The following is an 11,832-nucleotide window of genomic DNA, read 5'->3' as shown; positions in this document are numbered from 1 at the left end:
TATGATATGCGCCCTTTTCAAAGCCTGACTGTCCGAGAACACCCCATGCAGCTTTCCTCGCTCACTGCGGTTTCCCCTGTTGACGGCCGCTACGCCGGCAAAACCCAGGCCCTGCGCCCTATTTTCAGCGAATACGGCCTGATCCGTTTCCGCGCCCTGGTCGAGGTTCGCTGGCTCCAGCGCCTGGCCGCCCACCCGCAAATCGCCGAGGTTCCGGCTTTTTCCGCCGAAGCCAACGCCCTGCTCAACGGCCTGGCCGATGAGTTCGCCCTCGAGCACGCCGAGCGCGTCAAAGAGATCGAGCGCACCACCAACCACGACGTCAAGGCCATCGAGTACCTGCTCAAGGAGCAGGCTGCCAAGCTGCCGGAGCTGGCCAAGGTCAGTGAATTCATCCACTTCGCCTGCACCAGCGAGGACATCAACAACCTGTCCCACGCCCTGATGCTGCGCGAAGGCCGCGACAGCGTGCTGCTGCCGCTGATGCGCCAGATCGCCCAGGCCATCCGCGAGCTGGCCCACCGCTTCGCCGACGTGCCGATGCTGTCGCGCACCCACGGCCAACCGGCTTCGCCGACCACCCTGGGCAAAGAGCTGGCCAACGTCGTCTACCGTCTGGAGCGCCAGATCGCTCAGGTTGCCGCCGTGCCGCTGCTGGGCAAAATCAACGGCGCCGTGGGCAACTACAACGCCCACCTGTCGGCCTACCCGCAAATCGACTGGGAAGCCAACGCCCGCGCTTTCATCGAAGACGAGCTGGGCCTGGTGTTCAACCCCTACACCACGCAGATCGAGCCGCACGACTACATCGCCGAGCTGTTCGACGCGATCGCCCGCTTCAACACCATCCTGATCGACTTCGACCGCGACGTCTGGGGCTATATCTCCCTGGGCTACTTCAAGCAGCGCACCATCGCTGGCGAAATCGGCTCCTCGACCATGCCGCACAAGGTCAACCCGATCGACTTCGAAAACTCCGAAGGCAACCTGGGTATCGCCAACGCCCTGTTCCAGCACCTGGCCAGCAAGCTGCCGGTGTCGCGCTGGCAGCGTGACCTGACCGACTCCACCGTGCTGCGCAACCTGGGCGTCGGTTTCGCCCACAGCGTGATCGCCTACGAGGCCAGCCTCAAAGGCATCAGCAAGCTGGAAATCAACCAAGCGCGTATCGCCGAAGACCTCGACGCCTGCTGGGAAGTGCTCGCCGAGCCGATCCAGACCGTCATGCGCCGCTACAACATCGAGAACCCCTACGAGAAGCTCAAGGAGCTGACCCGTGGCAAAGGCATCAGCCCCGAAGCGCTGCTGACCTTCATCGATGGCCTGGACATGCCAGCAGAGGCTCGCAGCGAGCTGAAGAAGCTGACGCCAGCCTCCTACATCGGTAATGCCGCGGCTCAAGCCAAACGCGTCTGATCTGCGCCCTGCGCGTAAACGCCCGGCTCAGCCGGGCGTTTTTATTACCGAAAGAAAATTACTTTTTTTCAATAGGTTACACATGAATCCTGATACTCCTCTGCAGCTTCTGGGCGGCCTCACTGCCCGCGAATTCATGCGCGACTACTGGCAGAAGAAACCCCTGCTGGTGCGCCAGGCCTTCCCGGACTTCGAAAGCCCGATCGATGCCGACGAACTGGCCGGCCTGGCCCTGGAAGAAGAAGTCGAATCGCGCCTGGTCATCGAGCATGGCGAGCGCCCTTGGGAGCTGCGCCGCGGCCCGTTCGAAGAAGACGCCTTCAGCACCCTGCCCGAGCGCGACTGGACCCTGCTGGTGCAAGCGGTCGATCAGTTCGTGCCGGAAGTCGGCGAGCTGCTCGAGCACTTTCGCTTCCTGCCAAGCTGGCGCATCGACGATGTGATGATCAGCTACGCCGCGCCCGGCGGCAGCGTCGGCCCGCACTTCGACAACTACGACGTGTTCCTGCTGCAAGGCCAGGGCAAGCGCAACTGGAAGATCGGCCAGATGTGCGACAGCGACAGCCCGCTGCTGGAGCACGCCGACCTGCGCATCCTGGCTGAATTCGAACAGAGCGAGGAGTGGTCCCTGGAGCCCGGCGACATGCTCTACCTGCCGCCGCGCCTGGCCCACTACGGCATTGCCGAAGATGACTGCCTGACCTACTCGGTGGGCTTCCGCGCCCCGGGCGCCGCTGAAGTGCTGACCCACTTCACCGACTTCCTCAGCCAGTTCCTGCCTGACGAAGAGCGCTACACCGACGCCGATGCCGAGCCGGTCAGCGACCCGCACCAGATCCAGCACGATGCCCTCGACCGCCTGAAGAAGCTGCTCACCGAACACATGGGTGACGAGCGCCTGCTGCTGACCTGGTTCGGCCAGTTCATGACCGAGCCGCGTTATCCGGAGCTGGTCAGCGGCGAGCCGCTGGACGAAGCCGACCTGATCGAGAGCCTGGCCGAAGGCGCGATCCTGATCCGCAACCCGAGCGCGCGCCTGGCCTGGTCGGAAGTCGATGACAACCTGCTGCTGTTCGCCAGCGGCCAGAGCCGCCTGCTGCCGGGCGAGCTGCGCGAGCTGCTGAAGCTGATCTGCGCCGCCGACGCGTTGCACATTGAAAACCTTGAGCAGTGGCTTGAAAACGATCAAGGCATTACCTTGATCTGCGAACTGGTCAAACAAGGAAGCCTGGGGTTCGCCAATGAATAAGATTCGCGTCCGTCTCGCCGACTGGCAAAAAGACAACGCTGACATCCGCCGTATTCGTGAAGCCGTGTTCATCGCCGAACAGAACGTGCCGCCGGAGCTGGAGTGGGATGCCGACGACAACACCGCCGTGCATTTCCTCGCCATGGAAGGTGACTACGCCATCGGCACCGCGCGCCTGCTGCCTGACGGCCAGATCGGCCGGGTTTCGGTGCTCAAGGACTGGCGCGGGCTGAAGGTCGGTGACGCGCTGATGCAGGCGGTCATCGTCGAAGCACAGAACCGCGACCTCAAACAGCAGATGCTCAGCGCCCAGGTGCATGCCACGCCGTTCTACGAGCGCCTTGGCTTCAAGGTGGTCAGCGAAGAGTTCCTCGAGGCGGGCATTCCGCACGTGGACATGGTGCGCGAGTCGCGCGAGCTGGCCTAAAAGCATCGCGGGTCAAGCCCGCTCCCACAGTGGGAGCGGGCTTGACCCGCGATGAGGGCGGCAAAACCCCAACAAATTTGCCATCATGTCCGTTCCACCCGCGGAGATCATGGACATGCCGCTACGCCCCCTTCTCGCCTCCCTGCTTCTGTCGCTCAGCCTGAGTGCGCTGGCCGCCACCGAAGTCCTGCCGCTGAGTCACCGCACCAGCGCTGAAATCCTCCCCACCGCGCAAGCCTTCATTGGCAAGGACGGCAGCGTCAGCGCCTTTGAAAACAAACTGATCGTCAACGCCGAACCCGAACGCATCGACGACCTGCGCACCCTGCTGCAGCAACTGGATACCGCGCCGCGCAGGCTCTTGATCAGTGTCGACAACAACGACAGCAACTTCCAGGACAACCGCGGCAATGCCCGGGTCATCCGCTACGGCACCGCCAACCGCGAAGGCGGCCTGCAACAGGTGCAAGCCAGCGAAGGCAGCCCGGCGCTGATCCAGGTCGGCCAGAGCATCCCGATCACCAGCACCAGTACCGATGGCTACGGCCGGGTGCAGAGCGACACCGAATACCGCAACGTCACCCAGGGCTTCTACGTCACCGCCAGCGTTACTGGCGACACCGTGCACCTGAACATCAGTACCAACAATGACCGGATGAGCCAGGAACGTCCTGATGTAGTGAAGGTGCAAAGTACCGACACAAAAGTCAGTGGCAAGCTCGGTGAGTGGATCACCTTGGCCGGGGTCAACCAGCAGAGTCAGTCCGAACGCAGTGCTTCAACGCTCAGTTACAGCACCCAGCGCGGTGAAAACATGACATTGCGGGTAAAAGTCGACGCTTTGGACTGAACCCAGACAAATCAAGGCCTCGACCAAAGGCCTCGAAACTGACTGAGGAGTCGCATTAGACGAAAGATGTAGTGGTGATAAAAAACCACTACAAAACATTTGACGACCCCGAACCGCCGAGGCATGATGGCCCCGCTCCCGCTAATCAGAGGCCCTGGCAAGGGCTTTCGAGCCGCGCTCTAACCTACCCACCTGAGCCGACTCGTGTCTGTACCGCCCACAAGGCAGTTTGACGAGATTGCGACTGGAACGAAGTTGTCCCGAGGGACGGAAGCGCATCAAAAGGTACCCGGCAGCACTGTTCACTGCAGTTCGGCAACCACGAGCCACCCTGCAGCGAAAACCTCGCCCACCTGCTCACTTCCCCCTTCGAGCCCCATCGTTCGACCGTCGCATATTTCGCCCATACTGACCTTTGCCAGGCTTCTGATCTGCGCAGTAGAGAGCGAGAATTTTTACCCAAGACCGATGCGACGAGGTTTATTTCCATGGCACTGACACGCGAACAGCAAATTGCAGCCCTCGAAAAAGACTGGGCCGAGAACCCGCGCTGGAAAGGCGTGACCCGTACCTACACCGCCGCTGATGTCGTTCGTCTGCGTGGCTCGATCCAGCCTGAGCACACCCTGGCCCGTCTGGGTGCCGAGAAGCTGTGGAAGCTGGTCACCCAGGGCGCACACCCGTCCTTCCGTCCAGAAAAAGATTTCGTCAACTGCATGGGCGCCCTGACCGGCGGCCAGGCTGTACAACAGGTCAAAGCCGGTATCCAGGCCATCTACCTGTCCGGCTGGCAAGTGGCTGCCGACAACAACTCGGCCGAATCCATGTACCCGGACCAGTCGCTGTACCCGGTGGACTCGGTGCCAACCGTGGTCAAGCGCATCAACAACTCGTTCCGTCGCGCTGACCAGATCCAGTGGAAAGCCGGCAAGAACCCGGGCGACGAAGGCTACATCGACTACTTCGCGCCGATCGTGGCTGACGCCGAAGCCGGTTTCGGTGGCGTACTGAACGCCTACGAGCTGATGAAGAACATGATCGAAGCAGGCGCCGCCGGCGTGCACTTCGAAGACCAGCTGGCCTCGGTGAAAAAATGCGGCCACATGGGCGGCAAGGTACTGGTTCCTACCCAGGAAGCCGTACAGAAGCTGAGCGCTGCCCGTCTGGCGGCCGACGTTGCCGGCGTACCGACCATCATCCTGGCCCGTACCGACGCCAACGCCGCTGACCTCTTGACCAGCGACTGCGACCCGTACGACCAGCCGTTCGTGGTTGGCGAGCGCACCCAGGAAGGCTTCTACAAGGTTCGCGCCGGCCTCGATCAAGCCATCGCCCGCGGCCTGGCCTACGCGCCATACGCCGACCTGATCTGGTGTGAAACCGCCAAGCCGGACCTGGACGAAGCCCGCCGCTTCGCCGAAGCGATCAAGAAGGAATACCCGGACCAGATCCTGTCGTACAACTGCTCGCCTTCCTTCAACTGGAAGAAGAACCTGGACGACGCCACCATCGCCAAGTTCCAGCGCGAACTGTCGGCCATGGGCTACAAGCACCAGTTCATCACCCTGGCCGGTATCCACAACATGTGGCACGGCATGTTCAACCTGGCGCACGACTACGCCCGCAACGACATGACCGCCTACGTCAAGCTGCAAGAGCAAGAGTTCGCTGACGCCTCGAAAGGCTACACCTTCGTCGCCCACCAGCAGGAAGTCGGCACCGGCTACTTCGACGACATGACCACCGTGATCCAGGGTGGCAAGTCTTCGGTAACCGCACTGACCGGTTCGACTGAAGAAGAGCAGTTCCACTGATCGCTGATCGGTTGCTGACATTCGGGTAATACGCAAGACCCGGGGCCTGTGATGGGGCCCCGGGTTTTGTTTTTTGTGGGAGCGGGCTTGCCCCGCGATAGCGATGTTGCTGATTGACCGCTATCGCGGGTCAAGCCCGCTCCTCCAGGCTATGCTAGGTGCACAACAACACCAAGGATCGGCCATGTCCCGCCCTGTCACCCTGCTCTGCCTGGCCCTGCTGGGCGCAGCCTTCTATATATATGCACTGGCCAGCGCCAATGCACTGCTGGGGCTGGCGGTCAAGCCGATCCCGGTGCTGGCGCTGATCTACTGGCTTAGCACCGCAGAGCCAACCCCCTACCGGCGCTGGATCATCATTGGCCTGGGCTTTTCCTTGCTCGGCGACATCCTCCTGGCCGTACCGGGCGACCTGTTTGTGTTTGGCCTGGCGGCCTTTCTCTGCGCGCACCTGGCCTACCTGCGCGGCTACCTGGGTGAGAACCGCCAGCTGGCGCCCGCGGCCCTGCTCGGTTCGGCGATTGTCGGCGCGTTACTGCTAGGGCTGCTGATCAGCTCCGGCCTGGGTGAACTGCTGATTCCAGTCACCGTGTACGCCCTGGCCATCAGCGCCATGCTCTGGCGCGCCCTGGCCTGTGGCGGCCTGGCAGCGCTGGGCGCGGTGTCTTTCGTGTTTTCCGACAGTCTGATCGGCATCGACCGCTTCGTCAGCCCGTTCGGCGCCGCCCAGTACCTGATCATCATTGCCTACTGGCTGGGGCAATGGGCGATTGCCGCCTCGGCCTACACCAGGCAATCGGCAAAAGCCTTGACCCAGAGCGCGGCGGGGCAAGAAAAAACAGGTTAAAACACAGGGTGTGGAAACTTGCGGGTGACGACCATGTTGCACAACTTTGTAGTTGACTCGAACAGTAGGACTAATCGCACCGCTTCAAATGATATTAATTATCATTACGAAGTTGCTGGTTCATTACGTTTTACAAGAAACATAATTAACAGAACCCGGGGCAATGCCCGGCCTGCGTGGCCTGCAGCCTGTTACGAAAGATTTTTGTTCTTAATCTTACGAATAAATTTGCTGCAGAAATTTTACTTGCACCGGGTTTACCCATAAAATCAGCGCGATAGATTCCGCTGCGACATATCGTCACTGCTCTACTTCTTTTCAAGCCGCAGAGACTGGTCTCTGTATAAGGATTTTCAGCATGCCCGATTCGACAGGACTCATCGCCCACAACTGGGGCTTTGCCATTTTCCTTTTGGGTGTCGTAGGCCTGTGTGCCTTCATGCTCGGTCTGTCCGCCCTGCTCGGCAGCAAGGCCTGGGGCCGCAGCAAGAACGAACCCTTCGAGTCCGGCATGCTGCCCACTGGCGGCGCCCGCTTGCGCCTGTCAGCCAAATTCTATCTGGTCGCGATGCTGTTCGTGATCTTCGATATCGAAGCCCTCTTTCTCTTTGCATGGTCTGTGTCCGTCCGCGAAAGCGGCTGGACCGGATTCGTCGAAGCACTCGTTTTCATAGCAATTCTGTTGGCAGGTCTTGTCTACCTATGGCGCGTCGGGGCACTTGATTGGGCTCCCGAAGGTCGTCGCAAGCGGCAAGCGAAGCTGAAACAATGAGGCTTTGGCAATGCAATACAATCTCACCAGAATCGACCCGGATGCTCCCAACGAGCAATATCCAATCGGAGAGCGGGAAACCGTCTCCGATTCGCTGCTAGAGGACCAGGTCCACAAGAACATCTTCATGGGCAAACTTGAAGATGTGCTCAGTGGCGCGGTCAACTGGGGGCGTAAGAACTCCCTGTGGCCGTACAACTTCGGCCTCTCCTGCTGCTACGTGGAAATGACCACGGCCTTCACGGCGCCCCACGACATCGCCCGCTTCGGCGCCGAAGTCATCCGGGCATCGCCGCGTCAGGCCGACTTCATGGTCATCGCCGGCACCTGCTTCATCAAGATGGCGCCGATCATCCAGCGCCTGTACGAGCAGATGCTCGAACCCAAGTGGGTCATCTCCATGGGTTCGTGCGCCAACTCCGGTGGCATGTACGACATTTACTCGGTCGTTCAGGGGGTCGACAAGTTCCTCCCCGTGGATGTCTACGTGCCTGGCTGCCCGCCTCGCCCTGAAGCCTTCCTGCAAGGCCTGATGCTGTTGCAGGAGTCGATTGGCCAGGAGCGTCGTCCTCTTTCCTGGGTTGTCGGTGATCAAGGCATTTACCGTGCCGAGATGCCGTCGCAGAAAGAGCAACGCCGTGAACAGCGCATCCAGGTCACCAACCTGCGCAGCCCCGACGAAGTCTGATCCAGCGACCTGTTGCCTGCGCATGCGCGACAGGCAGCCTGGCTTCATTCTCTACGTTGACCGAAAGCGACCGAGACCATGACAGCGGACACCGCTATTTATATCCCGCCTTACAAGGCTGACGACCAGGATGTGGTCGTCGAACTGAACAACAAATTCGGCCCCGAAGCGTTCGTCGCCCAGGAAACCCGCACCGGCATGCCGGTGCTTTGGGTTACCCGCGAAAAACTCAAGGACGTGCTGAGTTTCCTGCGCCACGTCGCCAAGCCGTACAGCATGCTCTACGACCTGCACGGCGTCGACGAGCGCCTGCGCACCCAGCGCCGCGGCCTGCCGGGCGCCGACTTCAGTGTGTTCTACCACCTGCTGTCGGTGGAGCGGAACAGCGACGTGATGATCAAGGTGGCCTTGAGCGAAGGTGACCTCAACCTGCCGACCGTCACCGGTATCTGGCCCAACGCCAACTGGTACGAGCGTGAAGTCTGGGACATGTTCGGCATCGACTTTGCCGGCCACCCGCACCTGACCCGGATCATGATGCCGCCGACCTGGGAAGGTCACCCGCTGCGCAAGGACTACCCTGCGCGCGCCACCGAGTTCGATCCGTACAGCCTGACCCTGGCCAAGCAGCAGCTCGAGGAAGAAGCCGCGCGCTTCAATCCTGAGGCCTGGGGCATGAAGCGTTCCGGCGCCAACGAGGACTACATGTTCCTCAACCTCGGCCCGAACCACCCTTCGGCCCACGGTGCCTTCCGTATCGTCCTGCAGCTGGACGGCGAAGAGATCGTCGACTGCGTCCCGGACATCGGCTACCACCACCGTGGCGCCGAGAAGATGGCCGAGCGCCAGTCCTGGCACAGCTTCATCCCCTACACCGACCGTATCGACTACCTCGGCGGGGTGATGAACAACCTGCCGTACGTGCTGGCGGTAGAGAAGCTGGCCGGTATCCAGGTGCCGCAGAAGGTCGACGTGATCCGCATCATGCTCGCCGAGTTCTTCCGCATCACCAGCCACCTGCTGTTCCTGGGTACCTACATCCAGGACGTCGGCGCCATGACCCCGGTGTTCTTCACCTTCACCGACCGTCAGCGCGCCTACACCGTGATCGAAGCCATCACCGGCTTCCGTCTGCACCCGGCCTGGTACCGCATCGGCGGCGTTGCCCACGACCTGCCGCGCGGCTGGGAAAAACTGGTGAAAGACTTCGTCGACTGGCTGCCCAAGCGCCTCGACGAATACACCAAGGCCGCCCTGCAGAACAGCATCCTCAAGGGCCGGACCATCGGCGTTGCCCAGTACAACACCAAAGAGGCCCTGGAATGGGGCGTCACCGGTGCCGGCCTGCGTTCCACCGGTCTTGACTTCGACCTGCGCAAGGCCCGCCCTTACTCCGGCTACGAGAACTTCGAGTTCGAAGTGCCGCTGGCCCACAACGGCGATGCCTACGATCGCTGCATGGTCCGTGTCGAGGAGATGCGCCAGAGTATCCGCATCATCGACCAGTGCCTGCGCAACATGCCGGAAGGCCCGTACAAGGCGGATCACCCGCTGACCACGCCGCCGCCGAAAGAGCGCACCCTGCAGCACATCGAAACCCTGATCACTCACTTCCTGCAGGTTTCGTGGGGCCCGGTGATGCCGGCCAACGAGTCCTTCCAGATGATCGAGGCGACCAAGGGCATCAACAGTTACTACCTGACGAGCGACGGCGGCACCATGAGCTACCGCACCCGGATCCGTACCCCGAGCTACCCGCACCTGCAGCAGATCCCTTCGGTGATCCGCGGCAGCATGGTCGCGGACCTCATTGCGTACCTGGGCAGTATCGACTTCGTTATGGCTGACGTGGACCGCTAAGCATGAACAGCACGCTTATCCAAACCGACCGTTTCGCCCTGAGCGAAACCGAGCGCTCGGCCATCGAGCACGAGATGCATCACTACGAGGACCCGCGCGCGGCGTCCATCGAAGCCCTGAAGATCGTCCAGAAGGAACGCGGCTGGGTGCCGGACGGCGCCATCTACGCCATCGGCGAAGTGCTCGGCATTCCTGCCAGCGACGTCGAAGGCGTGGCCACTTTCTATAGCCAGATCTTCCGTCAACCGGTTGGCCGGCACATCATCCGCGTCTGCGACAGCATGGTCTGCTACATCGGCGGTCACGAGTCGGTGGTCAGCCAGATCCAGAGCGAGCTGGGCATTGGCCTCGGCCAGACCACCGCAGACGGGCGTTTCACCCTGCTGCCGGTATGCTGCCTGGGTAACTGCGACAAGGCCCCGGCGCTGATGATCGACGACGACACCTTTGGCGACGTGCAGCCTGCTGGCGTCTCCAAACTGCTGGAGGGTTACGTATGACCATCACTTCCTTCGGCCCGGCCAACCGCATTGCGCGTTCGGCTGAAACCCATCCGCTGACCTGGCGCCTGCGTGACGACGGCGAGCCGCTGTGGCTCGACGAGTACCAGGCCAAGGACGGCTACGCCGCCGCCCGCAAGGCCCTGGCGCAAATGTCCCAGGACGATATCGTCCAGACCGTAAAAGATTCCGGCCTCAAGGGCCGTGGCGGTGCGGGCTTCCCCACCGGCGTCAAATGGGGCCTGATGCCCAAAGACGAATCCATGAACATCCGCTACCTGCTGTGCAACGCGGACGAAATGGAGCCCAACACCTGGAAAGACCGCATGCTGATGGAGCAACAGCCCCATCTGCTGATCGAAGGCATGCTGATCAGCGCCCGCGCGCTGAAGGCCTACCGCGGCTACATCTTCCTGCGTGGCGAATACACCACCGCAGCGCGCAACCTCACCCGTGCGGTCGAGGAAGCCAAGGCTGCCGGCCTTTTGGGCAAGAACATCCTTGGCAGCGGCTTCGACTTCGAGCTGTTCGTCCACACCGGTGCCGGGCGCTACATCTGCGGTGAAGAAACCGCTCTGATCAACTCCCTCGAAGGCCGCCGCGCCAACCCGCGCTCCAAGCCGCCCTTCCCTGCCGCCGTTGGCGTGTGGGGCAAGCCGACCTGCGTGAACAACGTCGAGACTCTGTGCAACGTGCCGGCCATCGTCGGCAACGGCATCGACTGGTACAAGTCGCTGGCCCGCGAAGGCAGCGAAGACCACGGCACCAAGCTGATGGGCTTCTCCGGCAAGGTCAAGAACCCGGGCCTGTGGGAGCTGCCGTTCGGCGTCCCGGCCCGCGAGCTGTTCGAAGACTACGCCGGCGGCATGCGCGATGGCTTCAAGCTCAAGTGCTGGCAGCCAGGCGGGGCCGGTACCGGTTTCCTGCTGCCCGAGCACCTGGACGCGCAAATGTACGCCGGTGGCATCGCCAAGGTCGGCACCCGCATGGGTACCGGCCTGGCCATGGCCGTGGACGACAGCGTCAACATGGTCTCGCTGCTGCGCAACATGGAAGAGTTCTTCGCCCGTGAATCCTGTGGCTTCTGCACCCCGTGCCGCGACGGCCTGCCGTGGAGCGTCAAGCTCCTGCGCGCCCTCGAGAAAGGCCAGGGCCAGCAGGGCGACATCGAGACCCTGCTGGGTCTGGTCGGTTTCCTCGGCCCAGGCAAGACCTTCTGTGCCCACGCACCGGGCGCCGTTGAGCCGCTGGGTAGCGCGATCAAGTACTTCCGCCCTGAGTTCGAGGCTGGCATTGCCGCCCAGGCACCGGCTGCTGCCGCTGCCGGCCTGCGCCCGGACCTGGCGAAGCCGATCGTCGTCGGCGCATAACGAATAACAACGCGGGCGGTCCGTGCCGCCCGCTGCCTG

At 62.0% G+C, this 11,832-nt stretch carries 11 protein-coding genes; all 11 read left to right on the top strand.

The window, feature by feature from the left end:
* Positions 1-45: 45 nt before the first annotated feature.
* The 11 genes from purB (at position 46) to nuoF (ending at position 11,793) form a co-directional block, all read left to right on the top strand.
* Positions 46-1,416 (top strand): adenylosuccinate lyase, encoded by a 1,371-nt coding sequence (gene purB, locus LOY37_RS09750; RefSeq protein ID WP_010226761.1) that lies wholly within the window; start codon positions 46-48, stop codon positions 1,414-1,416.
* 82 nt (positions 1,417-1,498) lie between these two features.
* The gene (locus LOY37_RS09745; RefSeq protein ID WP_045201394.1) at positions 1,499-2,665 is read left to right on the top strand and encodes a cupin domain-containing protein; all 1,167 of its coding nucleotides are present in this window, start codon (positions 1,499-1,501) and stop codon (positions 2,663-2,665) included.
* On the top strand, positions 2,658-3,092 hold the full coding sequence (locus tag LOY37_RS09740) for a GNAT family N-acetyltransferase (RefSeq protein WP_038996039.1): 435 nt from the start codon (positions 2,658-2,660) through the stop codon (positions 3,090-3,092). The genes LOY37_RS09745 and LOY37_RS09740 overlap by 8 nt, the downstream gene beginning before the upstream one ends.
* Before the next feature lie 85 nt (positions 3,093-3,177).
* On the top strand, positions 3,178-3,942 hold the full coding sequence (locus tag LOY37_RS09735) for a secretin N-terminal domain-containing protein (RefSeq protein WP_258716733.1): 765 nt from the start codon (positions 3,178-3,180) through the stop codon (positions 3,940-3,942).
* A gap of 488 nt (positions 3,943-4,430) precedes the next feature.
* Positions 4,431-5,756: an isocitrate lyase gene (aceA, locus tag LOY37_RS09730; protein ID WP_038996041.1), complete on the top strand. Its 1,326-nt coding sequence runs from the start codon at positions 4,431-4,433 to the stop codon at positions 5,754-5,756.
* A gap of 184 nt (positions 5,757-5,940) precedes the next feature.
* A complete protein-coding gene (locus LOY37_RS09725) occupies positions 5,941-6,603 on the top strand; it encodes a lysoplasmalogenase (protein WP_258716732.1) in 663 nt (220 codons plus the stop codon).
* Positions 6,604-6,961: 358 nt separating this feature from the next.
* Entirely contained in the window at positions 6,962-7,375 is a 414-nt protein-coding gene (locus LOY37_RS09720; protein ID WP_010220397.1) for an NADH-quinone oxidoreductase subunit A, read from the top strand.
* A 10-nt stretch (positions 7,376-7,385) separates the two neighbouring features.
* Positions 7,386-8,063 (top strand): NADH-quinone oxidoreductase subunit B, encoded by a 678-nt coding sequence (locus tag LOY37_RS09715; protein ID WP_010220398.1) that lies wholly within the window; start codon positions 7,386-7,388, stop codon positions 8,061-8,063.
* 78 nt (positions 8,064-8,141) lie between these two features.
* A complete protein-coding gene (nuoC, locus tag LOY37_RS09710; RefSeq protein ID WP_195883506.1) occupies positions 8,142-9,923 on the top strand; it encodes an NADH-quinone oxidoreductase subunit C/D in 1,782 nt (593 codons plus the stop codon).
* A gap of 2 nt (positions 9,924-9,925) precedes the next feature.
* Positions 9,926-10,423, top strand: a complete 498-nt coding sequence (nuoE, locus tag LOY37_RS09705) for an NADH-quinone oxidoreductase subunit NuoE (RefSeq protein ID WP_012313767.1) — start codon at positions 9,926-9,928, stop codon at positions 10,421-10,423.
* Positions 10,420-11,793, top strand: coding sequence for an NADH-quinone oxidoreductase subunit NuoF (gene nuoF, locus LOY37_RS09700; protein WP_045201391.1), 1,374 nt, complete (start codon positions 10,420-10,422; stop codon positions 11,791-11,793). The genes nuoE and nuoF overlap by 4 nt, the downstream gene beginning before the upstream one ends.
* Positions 11,794-11,832: the final 39 nt, after the last annotated feature.

The sequence above is a fragment of the Pseudomonas sp. B21-012 genome (genome assembly GCF_024749305.1).
Lineage (GTDB): Bacteria > Pseudomonadota > Gammaproteobacteria > Pseudomonadales > Pseudomonadaceae > Aquipseudomonas.
This window is presented reverse-complemented; position numbering and strand designations above follow the sequence as displayed.